The sequence below is a fragment of the Enterobacter sp. 5-4 genome (assembly GCF_000612205.1).
GTDB lineage: Bacteria > Pseudomonadota > Gammaproteobacteria > Enterobacterales > Enterobacteriaceae > Enterobacter > Enterobacter roggenkampii.
The window spans coordinates 293,118-310,615 of the sequence record NZ_JFHW01000022.1 but is presented as its reverse complement, the minus strand read 5'-3'; the positions used below and the strand labels follow the sequence as shown (position 1 = coordinate 310,615).

The following is a 17,498-nucleotide window of genomic DNA, read 5'->3' as shown; positions in this document are numbered from 1 at the left end:
TCATTATCAAATCATGGATGTTGCTATGTCGTTTTCCTCATCTTCGGTGCGCGCCGTTGCCGTGCCCGTTTTATTGCTGCTGTTGATCCTGGCGATTGCACTCAGCCTGCTGGTCGGCGCGAAGCCGCTTCCCGCGTCCGTCATCGTTGATGCGCTTACTGGCACCTGCCAAAGCGCTGACTGCACTATCGTGCTCGACGCCCGCCTGCCCCGCACCCTTGCCGGGCTGCTGGCCGGCGGCGCGCTCGGCCTTGCCGGTGCCCTGATGCAAACCCTCACCCGCAACCCGCTGGCGGACCCCGGCATTCTCGGCGTGAACGCCGGCGCCAGCTTTGCCATCGTACTCGGCGCGGCGCTGTTCGGCTTCACCTCTCCGTCTGAGCAGCTGGTAATGGCCTTCTGCGGCGCGCTGGCCGCCTCGCTGGTGGTCGCGTTTACCGGCAGCCAGGGCGGCGGACAGCTGAGCCCGGTACGCCTGACGCTGGCGGGCGTGGCGCTTGCCGCGGTGCTGGAAGGCTTGTCCAACGGCATCGCCCTGCTCAACCCGGACGTTTACGACCAGCTGCGCTTCTGGCAGGCCGGTTCGCTGGATATCCGCACTCTTGAAACGCTGAAAGTGGTGGCGATCCCGGTGATGATTGCCGCCGCCGTAGCGCTGTCGTTAAGCCGGGCGCTGAACAGCCTGAGCCTCGGCAGCGACACCGCCTCCGCGCTCGGCAACCGCGTCGCGCGCACGCAGCTGATTGGCCTGTTGGCCATCACCGTGCTGTGCGGCAGCGCGACCGCCGTGGTCGGGCCGATCGCCTTTATCGGCCTGATGATGCCGCACATGGCGCGCTGGCTGGTGGGGGCGGATCACCGCTGGTCCCTGCCGGTGACGCTGCTGGCGACGCCTGCCCTGCTGCTGTTTGCCGACGTGCTGGGCCGCCTGCTGGTGCCGGGTGAACTGCGCGTCTCGGTGGTCAGCGCCTTTATCGGCGCGCCGGTGCTGATTTTCCTGGTGCGCCGTAAACGCGGAGGTGGCGCATGAGGGCCCCGTCCCGGCGTTTAGTCACCAGCGTCTCCCTGCTGGTCGTCGCCAGTCTGCTGCTGGCGGTCTGGAGCCTGCAAAGCGGTGCCGTAACGCTTGATTTCGCGCAGGTCTTTCACGCTCTCACCGGCAACGCGCCACGTAACATCACCATGGTGGTCACCGAGTGGCGACTGCCGCGCGTGGCGATGGCAATCCTGGTCGGCGCGGCGCTTGGCGTCAGCGGCGCGATATTCCAGTCGCTGATGCGCAACCCGCTCGGCAGCCCGGACGTGATGGGCCTCAATACCGGGGCCTGGAGCGGCGTGCTGGTGGCGATGGTGCTGTTCGGCCAGCACCTGACGGCCATTACCTTCACGGCGATGGCGGGCGGCATTCTGACGTCGCTGGTTATCTGGCTGTTGGCCTGGCGCAACGGCATCGACACCTTCCGGCTGATCATTATCGGTATCGGCATCCGTGCGATGCTGATGGCCTTCAATACCTGGCTGCTGCTGCAGGCCTCGCTGGAAACGGCGCTTTCCGCCGGGCTGTGGTACGCAGGTTCTCTCAACGGCCTGACGTGGGGCAAAACCTGGCCCGCCGCGCCGCTGATTGTGCTGATGTTTATCGGCGCGCTGCTGCTGGTGCGACGCATGCGGCTGATGGAGATGGGCGACGACAGCGCCTGCGCGCTGGGCGTGAGCGTCGAGCGCTCGCGCCTGATGCTGATGCTGGTGGCGGTCTTGCTGACCGCAGCGTCTACCGCCATCGCCGGGCCGATCTCGTTTATCGCCCTTGTTGCGCCGCATATCGCACGACGTCTAAGCGGGACGGCGCGCTGGGGATTAACTCAGGCGGCGCTGTGCGGCGCGCTGTTACTGCTGGCCGCCGATCTCTGCGCCCAGCGGCTGTTTATGCCATACCAGCTTCCGGTGGGCGTGGTGACCGTCAGCCTCGGCGGCATTTACCTTATCGTCTTGCTCGTTCAGGAGTCACGCAAGAAATGACAGATTCAATCACCCGCTTGCGCGGCGAACATCTCACCCTCGGCTACGGCAAAAAAATCGTTGCCCGCGATTTATCCGTCGCCATTCCGGACGGCCACTTCACGGCGATTATCGGCCCGAACGGCTGCGGAAAATCGACCCTGCTGCGCACGCTGAGCCGCCTGATGACGCCGGTGGAGGGCAGTGTCTTACTGGACGGGGAGCAGATCCAGCGCTTCGCCAGCAAAGAAGTGGCCAGGCGCATCGGGCTGCTGGCGCAAAACGCCACCACGCCGGGGGACATCACGGTGCAGGAGCTGGTCTCGCGCGGGCGCTACCCGCACCAGCCGCTGTTTACCCGCTGGCGTAAAGAGGACGACGAGGCGGTGAACCGCGCGATGGAGGCGACGGGCATCACCGATCTCGCCCAGCAGAGCGTGGACACCCTCTCCGGCGGCCAGCGTCAGCGGGCGTGGATTGCGATGGTGCTGGCGCAGGAAACGTCGATCATGCTGCTGGACGAGCCGACAACCTGGCTGGACATCAGCCATCAGATTGATCTGCTGGAGCTGCTGAGCGAGCTGAACCGCACGCAGGGCTATACTCTGGCGGCGGTGCTGCACGATTTAAACCAGGCGTGCCGTTACGCCACGCACCTGATTGCCTTGCGCGACGGGGAGATTGTGGCCCAGGGTGCGCCGAAGGAGATTGTCACGCCGGAGCTGATCGCGCGGATCTACGGTATGCGCTGCATGATTATTGACGATCCGGTGGCGGGAACGCCGCTGGTGGTGCCGTTAGGTCGGCGGTAATTGCCGGGTGACGGCACGCCTTACCCGGCCTACACTCGGCTCCCGTAGGCCGGGTAAGGCGTAGCCGCCACCCGGCGCTTTTGACGTTACCCCAAAATCTCCATCAACACTGGCCCAATTTTCTCAAACGCCTGCGGTGAAATGATATCCACGTGGGCGCAGTCCTGGCTGTACACCTCCAGTTCCCCCACCCACGGTGCCCAGGCGGCCTGCGGCTCCATCATGCGCGTGCGTTCGGCAACGAACAGCGTCGCTTTACCATCAAAGCGTGAACTGTGCGCCGTGGTGAGCAGCCGCACCGCATCGGCGTAGTTGCCTTCGATAGCGTTAAACAGCTCGCTGGAGCCCTGTCCCTGCTGGGCGGCGATAAACGCCTGCCGCTCGCGCTCGATTTCCGCCAGCACCGCCGGGTCGAGGCCGTTGGCCTCTTTTTCCGCCCAGTTCTGGGTTTCCGGCGGCCAGGTGTCCAGCAGGCCGAGGAAGGCCACCTCTTCACCCTGCTCGCGCAGACGCGCAGCAATGCCCTGCGCCAGCGTGCCGCCGAGAGAATAGCCGAACAGATAATACGGCCCCTGCGGCTGCTGCTTACGCAACGTATTCAGGTGATGCTCAATCACCCCATCCAGATCCGCACGCTGCTGCATCGGCCCCTCTGGTCGAGGAGACTGAATGCCGGTAATTGACCAGCGCGGGCTGAGGTAGCGCGCCAGGACGCTAAACTGCCAGGCAAAGCCGGACGCCGGATGGAAGCAGAACAGCGTCGGGCCGTCGCCCTCACGCAGCGGCAGAAGGGTTTCAAACCCCAGACGCTGCGCCTGCTCGTCGCTCATTTGCGAGTCCAGCAGCGCGCTAAGCTTACTCACCGTCGAGGCGACCATAATTTGCCCCGGCGTGACCTTGCGGTTGAACGCGCGGCTGAGTTGCGCCGCCAGACGCATCGCCAGCAGCGAGTGGCCGCCGAGGGCAAAGAAATCCGCCTCAATGTCGCTGATCTCACAGCCCAGCAGCGCGGCAAACGCCTGCGCCACGGCGATTTCGGTTTCGCTTTCCGGCGCGCGACCGGAGGTTTTACCGGTCAGTTCCGGCAGCGGCAGCGCCTTGCGATCCAGTTTGCCGTTGGCGCTCAGCGGCAGCGCGCTGATTTGCAGCAGCACCACCGGCACCATATGCGGTGGCAGCTGGGTTTTGAGCGATTCCAGCAGCGCGTCGCGGTCCAGCGGTAAGCCGGATTCAGAAACCACGTACCCCACCAGCTGGCGGGCATCGCCGCCCGTTGCCGCCGCCTGGTTGAAGACGCAGGCGTGCGCCACGGCCTGGGCCACGTCCGGCAGCGACAGCATCGCCCGGTCGATTTCACCCAGCTCGATGCGCTGGCCGCGAATTTTCAGCTGGTCGTCGCTGCGGCCCAGATATTCCACCGCGCCGTTATCCAGCCAGCGGGCAACGTCCCCGGTGCGGTACATGCGCTCGCCCGCAGCGAACGGGTCGGCGATAAAGCGGCTGGCGGTGAGATCGGGGCGTCCCAGATACCCCTGCGCCAGCTGAATGCCGGTGAGGTAGAGATCCCCCGCCACGCCGAACGGTACCGGGCGCATCATCGCATCCAGAATGCGCAGCCCCGTGTTCCACACCGGGAAACCGATCGGCACGCTGTTACCTTCCACCGCCGCCAGCTCGGGCCCAAACGCCGGATACCAGCTGACGTCCACCGCCGCTTCCGTCGGGCCATAGAGGTTATGCAGCGGCACGTGCGTCAGCTGTTCCCACTCGCGGCACAGCGCGGTCGGCAGCGCTTCGCCGCTGCAGAACACCTGTTTAAGCGTTTTGCAGCAGTCGACGTTTTCCGCCGTCAGCGAGGCAACAAACGCCGCCAGCATCGACGGCACGAAGTGGGTAGTGGTCACGCCGTAGTGCGCGAAGAAGCTCTGCATCGCCTGCGGATCGCGGTGCGCGTCCGGCTCCGCCATCACCAGCTTCGCCCCGGCGATAAACGGCCACCAGAACTCCCACACCGACACGTCAAAGCTGCACGGCGTTTTCTGCGCCACCACATCGTTCGCGCCCAGCGGATAATGGTCCTGCATCCACTTCAGGCGGTTAACGATGGCAGTATGGCCGACCATGACCCCTTTTGGACGCCCTGTCGAGCCGGAGGTAAAGATGATGTACGCCGTCTGCTCCGGCTTTGCCAGACGCAGCGGTTCAGCATCGGTGGCCGGTAAAAGTGTGTTGTAACTAAACGTCTCGACGGACAGATCGCTAAAGCGCGGAAGCTGTTCGTCGGTGGTAATGAGCAGGGACGGTTTCGCGTCCTCGAGCATCATCCGCAGGCGATCGTCCGGGTAGCCGGTGTCGAGCGGCAGCCACGCGGCGCCCGCCTCCACAATGCCGTGCAGCGCTAACGTCAGGAATACCGAGCGCGGCAGGGCCACCGCCACGCTGTCGCCCGGCTTCACGCCGCGCGCGCGCAGCAGGTTTGCCAGCGCGACCACCTGCTCGCGCATCTGGCGGTAGTTCAGTTCAGTATGGGCATCCGCCAGCGCGGGGGCGTCCGGCGTTCTGCTCGCCTGCTCCGCGACCAGATCCGCCAGCGTGGTGGACGGCAGCGCCAGCCCGGTATCGTTGATGCGCGCGAGCTTTGCGTATTCCTGCTCTGAAACGGTTTCCACCTCGCCGCAGCGCAGGTCCGGGTTGGCCGCAAACTGCACCAGCATTGCGTTCAGCCGCGCCACGTGACGCGTCAGCGTCGCCTCATCGTAGCGCTGCTTATTGGCGAGGATCTCCATGCTCAGCCCGCCCTGCTCGTCCGGGAACAGCGCCAGCTCCAGATCGTTCACCGGGCCGGTCGCCAGCGTGTGGGTGATGGCCTCCACGCCGTCGATATCCAGCTGGTAGTCGAACACTTTAACGTTCAGCACCGGGCCAAACAGCGCTTCATCCCCCGCCGCTTTCCCGCTGTCGCGCACGATCTGCTCGGCGTCGTAGCGCTGGTGGCGGCGCATTTTTTTCAGCTGGTTCGCCAGGCGCAGCGCCAGCGAGGGCAGGCTCTCCTGGGGATCGATATTGACCGCCAGCGGCAGGACGTTAAGCACCGGCCCGGTCGCGGTGAGCGCCGCGGATCCCATCCGGCGCATAAAGATAAACCCGGCGGCGTAGTCCAGCCGTCCGGTAAGGCGCCCCAGCCACAGCGCCACCAGCGCAAGCGCCAGGTCGGTGCGCTGTACCTGCCCTGCCGCCTGTGCAAGCTGGCTGAAGGCGCGGCCGTCGGCGGTAATTTTCAGACGCAGAATGTCGGTCGTGGCGGCGCGGCCCGGCAGGGGCGCGGAGGAGAGCGAGACCGGAGAAGGCAGCACTTTGCGCTGCCCGGCCCAGAAGGCGCCGTCGCCCCGGTACGCCTCGCTGTCGCGATAGCGCTGATACTCGTCCACCACCTCTGCGAATGGCGTAAACGGGGATTCCGGCGTGGGTTCGCCCTTTTTCCACGCGGCATAAATCGCGGCGATCTGGCGGGTTATGGCCGGGAAGCTGAAGCCATCCACCACCAGATGGTGATAGCGCTGATACCAGTACCAGTGGTTTTCACCGACCTGAATCAGTTGATGAAAGGCCAGCAGCTGCCCGCTGTCGACGCGCAGGTTCTGGTTAAGATCGGCGTTCATCAGCGCCACGGCGGCGGCGTGGGAATCAACGCGAACGATGGACGGTTCCGGCAGAATGAAGGTGTCATCCACCCACTGCCACACCTCACCGTTGTCTTCCACAAAGCGCATGCGCAGGGTATCGGCCTGCATCATGCCCGCGGCAACGGCTTTTGCCAGCAGCGGCGCATCGATATCGCCTTTCAGCTCGGTGTAGTGCGCCACGCTCCAGGCGTTTGGCAGCGTGGACAGCTGTTCCGCCATCCAGATCCCCGGCTGGGCGGCGACGAGAGGAAGACGGTTCATGCGTTCTCCCCCGCGAAATAAGACGGCTCAAGCGTCTGCCAGCGTTCCGCCAGCCACTGCTGGCACGCCTCCTGAGACTGTGCTTCGCACACCACGCCCCACCCTGCCGGCAGTTCGCACTGCTGTGGCCACAGGCTGTACTGCCCCTGGTCGTTTTGCAAAATGGCGAACTGTCCCTGCGGATTATCGAAAGGATTGCTGAATTCCATACAGACTCCGTTAGTGAATAAGCGGCTGCCAAAGGGTGATAAGCCCCTGCGTCAGCCCACCGCGCCAGCAAAGCGCATCGTGTCCGCCGTCAACCTGACGCCAGATAACCGGTTGGTGAGTGTGCAGTTCGGCATAAATCGCCTGATTCGCGCGGAAGATGAGCGGCTCGTTGCGCCCGGCCTCAAGAAGGATGCGTAGCCCGCGAGGGGATATTTCGCCGGTTTTTAGTTGTTCGATTAACAGCCCGTCCTGCTGGCCGCCGCGGTGTGGCCACCAGTAGGAGCCGGACTGGCTAAGCACGCAGCCAAAACGCTGCGGCCAGTGGAGGCCAGCATAAAGCGACGCGAGACCGCCAAAGCTCTGGCCAGCCACCACCGTACGGTCAGCACGGTCGCTAAACGGCACGCGTTTTTTAACAAGGGGGAGAAGTTCTTCCTGCACCGCCAGCCAGAAGTCGGGATTGCACGGCAGCTCGCGGTTGCGATGCGCCATGTCGATAACATCGATTAAGACGTAGACCGCAGGCGGTAATTTGCGCCCGGCGGTGAGCGACGCCAGCGCAGGCCAGACCGGCATGCTTTCGGCCCAGAACTGCCCGTCGAGCAGCACCGACAGCGGGCGTTCCGAGTCGTCGCCCCCGGTGGTGAAAATCCAGATGCGACGGCGATTTTTCAGGCGCGCGCTTTCCCACTCAATGCAGACTGGCGGCTGATACGGCGTATCGGGATGATTCCACCCCGGCTGAACCGGTGCTTGCGGCATCTCCAGCGCGGAGACGGCATGACCGCGCCCGCCGCGCCAGCTTTGCGGGTTCAGCGGGTCAGAAACCGCGTGCGGCAGCAGCTTGCGCCACCCTTCGCGCAGCGCCATGCGCTCCGGCTGCTCGCCTTCAAACACGACGCTGGCAAAATCGTTTTCATTCACGGAAGGGATAAAACAGTAGCTTCCGCGCCACTCGGGGCTGAACTCGCCCTGCCACTGCCAGACGTCGGTATCGGGAATGCGTTCGAGGGACTGCGGGCGGGCATTTTGATGGTGATCGGTCACGCCGGTGACGTAGAGCCAGACGCGTTTGATCGGTGACGTTCTTTGCGTTCCTGCCGGGTCACGCCACCAGAACGTGACGCGATAGTTTCCCTTTTCCGGCGTCCATTCAGGCCCGTTTTTCGACTGCCACCACGCTTCACTTCCCGTTGTTAACGCCGTCACCCTTATAACCTCATGTTTAACAGTCTTTTTTGTTTCAGAGCAAATTTTATTGATAATATTATTGATAACTATTTGCATTTGCAATAGCGTAGTGCCCGCGCTGTGGGAAGCGCTCATAAAACAACCACAAAAGCAGGACGTACAATGAATAAGAAGATTCACTCTCTGGCCTTGCTGGTCAATTTAGGGATTTATGGCGTCGCGCTGCCTACTCTGGCAGACGACAACACCGCCTCTGCGCAGCACGAAGACACGATGGTGATCACCGCCGCCGAGCAGAATCTGCAGGCGCCTGGGGTATCGACCATCACCGCCGATGAGATCCGCAAAAACCCGCCCGCGCGCGACGTGGCGGAAATCATCCGCACCATGCCGGGCGTTAACCTGACCGGTAACTCCACCAGCGGCCAGCGCGGGAATAACCGTCAGATTGATATCCGCGGCATGGGGCCAGAAAACACCCTGATCCTGATCGACGGCAAGCCGGTGACCAGCCGTAACTCTATCCGTCTGGGCTGGCGCGGCGAGCGCGATACGCGCGGCGATACCGGCTGGGTGCCGCCGGAGATGATCGAGCGCATCGAAGTGATCCGCGGTCCGGCCGCCGCGCGCTACGGCAACGGCGCGGCAGGCGGCGTGGTGAACATCATCACCAAAAAATTCGACGACCAGTGGCACGGCTCCTGGAACACCTACCTGAATGCGCCTGAGCACAAGGATGAAGGTTCCACCAAACGCACCAACTTCAGCCTGAGCGGCCCGCTGGGCGGTGACTTCAGCTTCCGCATGTTCGGTAACCTGGACAAAACCCAGGCCGACGCGTGGGACATCAACCAGGGCCATCAGTCTGACCGAACCGGTGCCTACGCCGACACGCTGCCCGCGGGCCGTGAAGGGGTGGAAAATAAAGACATCAACGGCGTGGTGCGCTGGGACTTTGCGCCGATGCAGTCTCTGGAATTTGAGGCGGGCTACAGCCGCCAGAACAACCTCTACGCCGGTGATACCCAGAACACCAACAACGACAATAGCTCCAGCGGTCTGGTGAAAAAGAACTACGGCAAAGAGACCAACCGTATCTATCGCCAGAACTTCGCGGTGACCTGGAACGGCGGCTGGGATAACGGCATTACCACCAGCAACTGGGCGCAGTACGAGCACACCCGCAACTCCCGTCTTGGCGAAGGGCTGGCGGGCGGTCTGGAAGGCCTGTTCAACAGTAATAAATTCACCGACACCGATCTGGCCGACGTGATGCTGCACAGCGAAATCAACCTGCCGATTGATTTCCTCGTTAATCAGAACCTGACGCTGGGTACCGAGTGGAACCAGCAGCGCATGAAAGATTCCACCTCCTTCACGCAAACCCTGCAGGGCGGCACCATTCCGGGCATGAGTAACGATCGGAGCCCGTACACGTCGGCAGAGATTTTCTCCCTGTTCGCCGAAAACAACATGGAGCTGACCGACAGCACCATGCTGACCCCTGCCCTGCGCTTCGACCACCACACCATCGTCGGCAACAACTGGAGCCCGTCCCTGAACCTGTCGCAGGGTCTGGGGGATGACTTCACGCTGAAAATGGGCATCGCCCGCGCCTATAAAGCGCCAAGCCTGTATCAGACCAACCCGAACTACCTGCTCTACAGCAAAGGTCAGGGCTGCTACGCCAGCTCCGACGGCGTAGGCTGCTACATGATGGGTAACGACGATCTTAAGGCCGAAACCAGCATCAACAAAGAGATTGGTCTGGAGTGGAAGCGCGACGGCTGGCTGGCGGGCGTGACCTGGTTCCGCAACGACTACCGCAACAAGATCGAAGCGGGCTACGCGCCGATCGGCCACACCTCGTCCGGTAAAGTGCAGACGGATATCTACCAGTGGGAAAACGTACCGAAAGCGGTGGTTGAAGGGCTGGAAGGCTCCCTGAACGTGCCGGTCAGCGACACCATTAACTGGACCAACAACATCACCTACATGCTGCAGAGCAAGAACAAGGAGACCGGCGACCGTCTGTCGATCATTCCGGAGTACACGCTGAACTCGACCCTGAGCTGGCAGGTTCATCAGGACGTGTCGCTCCAGTCGACCTTTACCTGGTACGGCAAGCAGCAGCCGAAGAAGTACAACTACAAAGGTCAGCCAGTGACCGGGTCTGAGAAAGATGAAGTCAGCCCGTACAGCATCGTTGGTCTGAGCGCGACCTGGGACATGACCAAAAACGTCAGCCTGACCGGCGGCGTGGATAACGTCTTCGACAAGCGTCAGTGGCGTGCGGGTAATGCCCAGACGACCGGGAACGCCACCACCGGCGCGTATATGTACGGCGCGGGGGCTTATACCTATAATGAGCCAGGCCGCACGTGGTATATGAGCGTGAATACGCGATTCTGATAAAGGCAACAACGCCGCCCTCTCCCTGTGGGAGAGGGCTGGGTGAGGGCATCAGGCCGCACTATTTATTGATAGAGGGGAAACCATGCACACCACCCACCGCACGTTCATTCTCGCCGGCCATACCGTACACCACGTCACCTTCGACCCAACCACCTTCACCGACGCCGATCTCCTCTGGCTCCCCCACCACGCTGAGCTTGCAAACGCCGGGCGCAAACGCAAAGCCGAGCATCTGGCAGGCCGCATCGCCGCCGCGCATGCCTTACCTGACCACACTGTGCCCGGCATCGGCCCCAGCGGTGAACCGCTCTGGCCGGAAGGCGTTTCAGGGAGCATCACCCACAGCGGCACGCAGGCGATGGCGGTTGTGGCATGCGACCATCCGGCGATTATCGGCATCGATTGCGAAACGATCCTCTCCGAGAATGAAGCTCAGGAAATAAAAGACGGCGTAATTGATGCCCAGGAAGAGCTCGTCCTTTCCTGCTCAGGTTTTCCGTTCCCCCTCGCCCTGACGCTGGCGTTTAGCGCCAAAGAGAGCCTGTTCAAAGCCCTCTTTCCGAAGGTACAGTCCTGGATGGGGTTTGACAGCACTCGCGTCACACAGCTCGACGATAAAACGCTTATCCTGGCATTAACCCTTCAACGCGCAGGATACGCCAAAGCCACCGCCTTCACCCTTCACTGGCGACAGCACGGCGAACAGGCGATCACTCTGCTGTAAGGCTCTCCTGCCGACGGGAATGCAGAGGCTCAACCCGACACCAAACATGCCTGAAAAAATGATCCCCATAACCCATTCTGCTTGATTCGGCTGTTATCTTTCAGGCATTCGGTGGAAACCGCGCAGAACAGGCCGGATGCGAGGGTATTTCAAATAATGCGTTAACGATAGGTCATAGTAAACGACGCCGTGGCGCTCACCGAGCCTGATCGAGCATTCGCAGAGGTCATATAATACGCGGCCTTAAAGGGAATATTGACGATTTCTCCTGCCGAGGTCGTCGTGCCGTATTTAATCAGCTTGCCGAACTGCACGGGCGAATCGTTATATTTTAGCTGAATGCCCAAACCTGTAGCCGTCGAACTGCTGTTTAACCCCAAAACTCCGTTAACAGGATCGGCAAGCGGGCTGACATTATCCAACGTCACATTCACTGCGGTCTGTGCACTACAGATAAGCGGTATGGAAAATGTCACCTGATTCTGGGTGCTGCCGACGCCGTTAAACTTCGGTAATAGCGCAATTCCCATATTAATATTCAAATTTTTATCTTCAATCTGACAGGATGCAGTGCTTATATTCATCGGCGAAAATATATATTTAAAAAGCGGCAGGCGCATAATGTTATTACTTCTCGGAGTACTGTATTCCATATTTATCGCCAGAGCGGGTATTGAGCCCGTCTCCGGGGTAGTGCTGGTTTTGATCAGCTCAAAAGTATCCGTGAACGTTGATACACCATCCTGGAGGATCCCTCGCCTCCAGTTCGGGTTATTGAGGTCCATTCTGGTGACAAATTCGCTACTTTGCGTGGTGCTGGAAAAGTTCTTCCACCGGATGCCAATGCCAGGAACCTCTGTCGCCCGCACGTTTGCCAGCGGCGAGGCGCCGTAATCCGTATTCGCCCCGGAGAGCTGAATAAACCACGAGCCATCGTATCCGATTTGCTGACCCTCAGGGTCACATTTTATGGGGTTACTGGTAATTATCGTTGCTAATACCGTTCCAACCGGCGCATCCCGCTGAACGACAATATTGTGATCGAAGTTGACCGCTACGTCGTTTGCAGAACACAGCGCAAAGGCATTCAGAGAGACAGCGCATCCCACGGCTGCCGTCGCGATTTTAAATACGGTGGACATGATATGTTCCTTCATTTCAGGCAAGGCGTAGGCCTTCTCTCGTAAAAGTAATAATACGTATTAACGCAATGAGAAATTTAACGACACGTCGCAGCGGTACGCTGAATTTTACCCGGTAAGGCGTTCAAGTTTATTTTGGCGCGACAGGTTTTCGCTCCCCACTGTACCGTTATGCTGTCACCGTCGTTCAGGCCGCTCATATAGACCTCTCCGTCGCTCCCAACAATGCTCATCGCATCGCTTCCGTTAAGCTTTACCATGGCCCCAAAGGGCACCGGCGAGTTCTGATACAGCAACGTTATCAGAGCCCGGAACCCCGTTCTCGCTTTGAACGTCGCTCGCACTACGGCACCGCGCGTAGGTACGACGTTGACTACGGATTCGTCCACATCCACGTCCGGCCCCAGCGAACCGATGTCTATCGCAATCCGGTTTTCCTGATAAGCGCTGGCATAGGGCACTACCGCATATCCGCGCCAGTCCGTTTTAACGCCAGGGTTATTGCGCACGCTCACGCCTGATGCGCCCTGCGCTTCTAGCAGCACAATGGTATCCCCCAGCGGCTGAGAGAACGTCACGCCATGCTCGTGGCCGACAATCCCCCCCTGCAGACCGAAGTTCAGCTGACTGTTCTGTCGGCTGTAGTTGTAGCCTGCGCTTACGGTACCGTAGCCGCCTTTATAGGTTCCGCTTAGGGAACTTCTCGATTCTCCGCCAGACGACGTATAGCCCTGCTGAACAAGGTAGCTCAGGTTATTATCAGAGAGTGCGGTGCCGCTCAGACCCACCAGGTGCGTCTCAGGACCGTTCTTTTGCATATTCACGCTATAGCTGGCCCAGCTTTGCGGCAGCCATTTGCTCAGCGGCACCTGTAAGTTAAAGGCTACAATCTGGTCCCTACGGTCTTTGCCCGGCGTTTCGCTGTAGGTGTAGCCGAGCGAGTAATTGATATCGCGAATACTGGTGTTAAAGCCGGTGCTGACGTTGCGCTCATAGCCCTGTCTGCCCCAGTAGTCCTGCTGGTATGCCGAAATATAAAAATTTCCCCAGCTTTGCAGCGACTGGCTGAGGTTGAGTTGCAGTCGGCTTCGCTTGTTGTAGCGCTGGCTGCTGAATTCATTCACCTCCTGGAAGGTATAAAAGCCTTCCGTGGAGTAGCGATAGCTTGCGAGCGTCACGGTGGTATCGGTCGTGGCCACCGTTTTTGAATACTGCACCCGATAGGACTGTCCCCGGCTGCGGCGATTTTTCTCCTCAACGAGCTGGCTTTCGGCAAGGGTAACGTCCGCCGATAGTGAGCCTATATCGCCAAAGCTGAGGCCGGAACCAAGCACGCCGGACGCATAGTTACTTGCCCCCAGGATGCCACCGTACAGCGTGAGATTATTGGAGAGGCCATAAGCCAACGTGCCCAGGCCAAATGTGGGCGTATGTGCCCCATGCTTCGTCGTTCGAAACTCGCCTGTGCTCAGCGCATACTTCACGCGGCCTTCCCGCAGCATGACGGGAACCGCGGAGAAAGGCTGCACGAAATGCTGGACGCTGCCGTCGGCTTCGGTGACGACAATATCCAGATCGCCGCTCGCTGACGTAGGATAAAGATCGCGAATGATAAAGCTGCCAGGCGCCACGTAGGTTTGATAAACCGTGTAGCCGTTTTGCTTCACGGTAACCGTGGCGTTGGTGCGGGCGATCCCCCGAATGATGGGGGCGAAGCCGCGCATGCTTTCCGGCAACATGGTGTCATCGGAAAAAATTTGGGCGCCGCGAAACATCACGCTGTCAAACACGTCGCCGGGGGTGCTGGTTTCCCCGACCTGAAACTGCCCTCTCAAAAACTGGACGTCGCGGCTCAGGGTCGTATTCAACGACGAAAACGACTGCTTTCCGTTGTTCTTCGTCACGGTGCTGTAGTTACGCAGGCGCCACGGTCCCGCATTAATACCGCTTTGCAGATTGGTGTAAAGCTGATCCTGCGCCTCACCGTCCCGGCTCCAGCTGCGCGAGCCGTTGATGCTGTAATTTACCAGCAGTGCAGAAATGCCCTGGTTCCAGCGCGACGGATCAACGGTGCCGCGTGCCCGCGCGTTAAGCGCCGATTGAGGGATAGAGATATCCAGTCTCTGCCTGTCAAAATCCAGCCGGGTGGAGGCATCCGGTATAAATGCGCCGGGATCGGTAATTATTGCCTCGGCAGGCAGCATGGATAATTCAGGAAATGCCTTGACCCTGACACCAAGTGATTCCAGCACGCTCCGGTTAAGCTCCGGCGCCAGCCCGACGCCGTTAACAGATACAAAAGAGATATTTTCCGTTCGGATATAATTTTCATTAAGCCATATTTCCACCCTGTAGGTGCCGGGTAACTGTTCTCCCCGCTCGAAGCGGCCCAGATCGATGCCCTGAGAAGTCGAGTGTGTTTTTTCAAGCGCATCGGCCATAAAATAGAGTTCGCCCGCAGCTGCGGGAAAAACGCCCGAAATAAAAAGCGCTATCGTCGAGAGTCGACTTACGCGGTTAGGCCACGAGCCAGAGAAAAAACCATATCGAGAAAAAGGAACAGTATTCACTTTGCTTACCTGCGCGAGTGACATAGCGTATTGTTAATATTTTTTATTTCAGCATCTGGCGCTTTTCTGTCGTTACGCCACCAAAATCATTTATGGCTTTCCAGGCCACCTGCGTTCCACTGCCGGCCACCGTTGCGGAACTAAAGGGTGAAATCATCGGCGGCTGCGCAATCGTTTTATTGCCAATCGTTAATGAATAAAGAGAAACGTAGAACGGCGTTGGGTTATTAATCACCAGGTGTTCACCGCGCGTCTCAAACTTTAATTTCGTCCATGCTTCACCGGATTTTTCAGACGCCAGCGCCGCAGGGCGATAGAAAATTTTCATACGCGTCTTAACGGCAATAAGCAGCCGATTTTCATCTGACCGGGTCATTGAGGGAATAGACTTAACGTTTAGCCAAAAGATAGATTCGCGATTATCAGGCAGTGTTTTTTCACCGGTATAAATGATCCGCAGCGTATTTTCATGGCCTCCGTCTAGGCGGAACAGGGGCGGCGTAACGATAAAAGGAACCTTCTCCTTCGAGTTTTCACCTAACTCAACCCATGACTGAATTAAATAGGGAACGGCATCCCGACTGTTACTCACCGGGAGTGAGGCTTCGCTTTCATTTCCATTATAAATTAAGCGTGTCCCCCCGACGGTTATGCTGGCCTGAACCGGTAGAGAGAGCAGGCAAACGCCTGATAACGCAATCGTTCGAATAAGTTGACTCATCATACGTTCCCAATATTTCAGCAAGAGACAACGGGGCGCACCTTAGGTACGCCCGGGATATTACTGATAGGTAATGGTAAAATCTGACGTCGCGTTTGCCGTACCCGCCACCACGGCAGCCTGCGTTGCCTTATATTTGGCCACGAAGGTCATCTTATTGCTGTTTGCGGCATCTTCGCCTGCGCTGGTGTCAAGGGTGATGCTCTTCGACTGGGTTGCCAGAGGGATCGCGGTAATGCCATCCTCTTCATAAAACGCAACGCCTACACCTTTCGCCGTTTGATCGCTGTTCAGCGCAAGAATACTGGTGTCAGAGCTGTCCGCAGTACCATCAAACTTAATAGATGCAGAGGTAACGGCCGCGGGGCAATTGTTCAACATAATGCTGAAGCGGGTTGCAGCAGCAACAGATCCGGCCGCGCTGAACGAGCTTTTAGGGATTTTCCCAAGGTTAACGGTCTGATTCGCCGTACTGGATTCAATCGTACAGGCCGAATCAAGGATTGTGCCGGTGAAATTAATTTTTCCATCGGCCGCCTGAGCGGCAAAGGTGATTCCACTCACGGCAGCGGCCGTCAGTACATTACGAATTACACGGGTAACTTTAGTTTGCATAGCTTTATCCTTAGGATTGAACATTATCTGCATTGACGTCATGTCAATGCAGGAACAGCGGAATAAGTCCGCTAAACCAGTTAATGTATTATTTATTGCCCAGTCAGGCTGATTTTAGACAAGGATGGTGATAAGCCTGAGTGGATAAAATAACGATGAGCTGTTTCATCTCTGAACTGCTTCCTAATGCAAGTCGCTTTCTTAAATAGTAGTTTTTATTAATGTCATCGCGGTCATTGCAACGATATTTCCCGGTCGACGCATCGTATAGCGTCATCAGAAAGTCCAGATGTTCTGGCGATAACTTTACCGATAACCTGTCGTAAATAACATCGGCTACTTCCCAGGGTTTTTCCGTTGCGGGGAGTTTCGCTGCGCGATCGCAAAGCGCCTTCAACTCTTTGATCGTCGTAACCAGCCAGAAGAGTTTTAAATAGCTATTGCCTGTGTTTTCTTCTGGTGAAATAAAATAGGTTCGTCGCGATAATCCTCTGGCCGCGAGCCGAGAATACAACCACCTTATGTTATCTGTTGTTTCATCAATTGCATCAATCAAAATGCAAGGCTTATCCAGGATCGTTGCACAGACGATAAACTCAAGGCGGTTATCAAAAAAGAATACCGCTTTGTCCGCTGAGGATAAGCCCTGAATGGCCTGCCTCATTGCAAAATTCCGAGTGAACACCAGTAGCGTCGTCAACGTTCATTCCTTTTTTTTAATTCACATAACATGATTAAGATGAAGTTTTGACAACATATATGCGCTCTAAGCAAGACCTATCGATTACATAAGCTTTTCCATCAACCCTTGCAAAGGGATACCGCTCAAAGCCGACGGTATTAAACGCATTTTGAATTTTTTTAATCATGGACAGTAGATAAGATCTGGAGCACCGCAACCCATGATCTTCAAAAACATGTACGATGATGTCATTATCGTAGACAATTCCTTCATCCATTCCTGACAATAAATACTCAAACAATCTGGCTTTCGTTGTACCAAATCTTTTGATTCGGCCATTTTTGATATTAATTAGCGTGCGCGTTGTTGGCCTGTATTCCAGATGCTGGAAAATGGTGTATCCATACAGAAGTTCGTCAGAGACAAAAGGCACAACCACTCCTTAGGGGCTTATCGTTCTCATTTCTTTGACAT

14 protein-coding genes and 1 pseudogene are annotated in these 17,498 nt (G+C 58.3%); 5 read left to right on the top strand and 10 right to left on the bottom strand.

The window, feature by feature from the left end; all coding sequences use genetic code 11:
* Positions 1-25 precede the first annotated feature (25 nt).
* The 3 genes from fepD to fepC are packed head-to-tail and all read left to right on the top strand — an operon-like array spanning position 26 to position 2,810.
* Positions 26-1,030, top strand: coding sequence for a Fe(3+)-siderophore ABC transporter permease (gene fepD / locus AA74_RS0114980; protein WP_025912695.1), 1,005 nt, complete (start codon positions 26-28; stop codon positions 1,028-1,030).
* Positions 1,027-2,019, top strand: a complete 993-nt coding sequence (gene fepG, locus AA74_RS0114975) for an iron-enterobactin ABC transporter permease (RefSeq protein WP_025912694.1) — start codon at positions 1,027-1,029, stop codon at positions 2,017-2,019. The genes fepD and fepG overlap by 4 nt, the downstream gene beginning before the upstream one ends.
* Entirely contained in the window at positions 2,016-2,810 is a 795-nt protein-coding gene (gene fepC / locus AA74_RS0114970; RefSeq protein WP_025912693.1) for an iron-enterobactin ABC transporter ATP-binding protein, read from the top strand. Before fepG ends, fepC begins: the two co-directional genes overlap by 4 nt.
* Before the next feature lie 86 nt (positions 2,811-2,896).
* Here the strand turns inward: fepC and entF are convergent, their stop codons facing one another.
* Genes entF through fes form a run of 3 tightly spaced genes read right to left on the bottom strand, consistent with a single transcriptional unit; the run spans position 2,897 to position 8,173 of the window.
* Positions 2,897-6,754, bottom strand: coding sequence for an enterobactin non-ribosomal peptide synthetase EntF (gene entF / locus AA74_RS0114965; RefSeq protein WP_025912692.1), 3,858 nt, complete (start codon positions 6,752-6,754; stop codon positions 2,897-2,899).
* Positions 6,751-6,963, bottom strand: coding sequence for an MbtH family NRPS accessory protein (locus AA74_RS0114960; protein ID WP_021242619.1), 213 nt, complete (start codon positions 6,961-6,963; stop codon positions 6,751-6,753). Before AA74_RS0114960 ends, entF begins: the two co-directional genes overlap by 4 nt.
* A 10-nt stretch (positions 6,964-6,973) precedes the next feature.
* Positions 6,974-8,173, bottom strand: coding sequence for an enterochelin esterase (gene fes, locus AA74_RS0114955; RefSeq protein ID WP_025912691.1), 1,200 nt, complete (start codon positions 8,171-8,173; stop codon positions 6,974-6,976).
* A gap of 144 nt (positions 8,174-8,317) precedes the next feature.
* On the opposite strand from fes, the gene AA74_RS0114950 reads away from it, so the two are divergent.
* Both AA74_RS0114950 and entD read left to right on the top strand, forming a co-directional pair.
* The gene (locus AA74_RS0114950) at positions 8,318-10,567 is read left to right on the top strand and encodes a TonB-dependent siderophore receptor (RefSeq protein ID WP_025912690.1); all 2,250 of its coding nucleotides are present in this window, start codon (positions 8,318-8,320) and stop codon (positions 10,565-10,567) included.
* Positions 10,568-10,652: 85 nt separating this feature from the next.
* Positions 10,653-11,294, top strand: coding sequence for an enterobactin synthase subunit EntD (gene entD / locus AA74_RS01000000122225; protein ID WP_032667564.1), 642 nt, complete (start codon positions 10,653-10,655; stop codon positions 11,292-11,294).
* A 12-nt stretch (positions 11,295-11,306) separates the two neighbouring features.
* Here entD and AA74_RS1000000123805 read toward each other — a convergent pair.
* The 7 genes and pseudogenes from AA74_RS1000000123805 to AA74_RS0114915 all read right to left on the bottom strand — a co-directional run.
* Positions 11,307-11,431: pseudogene (locus tag AA74_RS1000000123805) on the bottom strand (metal ABC transporter permease); the annotation flags it as partial.
* A gap of 24 nt (positions 11,432-11,455) precedes the next feature.
* Positions 11,456-12,436 carry a fimbrial protein gene (locus tag AA74_RS0114940; protein ID WP_025912689.1) on the bottom strand — a complete coding sequence of 327 codons (981 nt, stop codon included), beginning with the start codon at positions 12,434-12,436 and terminating at the stop codon, positions 11,456-11,458.
* 77 nt (positions 12,437-12,513) lie between these two features.
* The gene (locus AA74_RS0114935) at positions 12,514-14,877 is read right to left on the bottom strand and encodes a fimbria/pilus outer membrane usher protein (RefSeq protein WP_025912688.1); all 2,364 of its coding nucleotides are present in this window, start codon (positions 14,875-14,877) and stop codon (positions 12,514-12,516) included.
* Between the two features lie 172 nt (positions 14,878-15,049).
* Positions 15,050-15,730, bottom strand: a complete 681-nt coding sequence (locus AA74_RS0114930) for a molecular chaperone (protein ID WP_025912687.1) — start codon at positions 15,728-15,730, stop codon at positions 15,050-15,052.
* A 57-nt stretch (positions 15,731-15,787) separates the two neighbouring features.
* Positions 15,788-16,342: a fimbrial protein gene (locus AA74_RS0114925; RefSeq protein ID WP_025912686.1), complete on the bottom strand. Its 555-nt coding sequence runs from the start codon at positions 16,340-16,342 to the stop codon at positions 15,788-15,790.
* 103 nt (positions 16,343-16,445) lie between these two features.
* On the bottom strand, positions 16,446-17,042 hold the full coding sequence (locus AA74_RS0114920; protein ID WP_025912685.1) for a hypothetical protein: 597 nt from the start codon (positions 17,040-17,042) through the stop codon (positions 16,446-16,448).
* Positions 17,043-17,076: 34 nt separating this feature from the next.
* The gene (locus AA74_RS0114915) at positions 17,077-17,457 is read right to left on the bottom strand and encodes a hypothetical protein (protein ID WP_025912684.1); all 381 of its coding nucleotides are present in this window, start codon (positions 17,455-17,457) and stop codon (positions 17,077-17,079) included.
* Between the last annotated feature and the right edge of the window lie 41 nt (positions 17,458-17,498).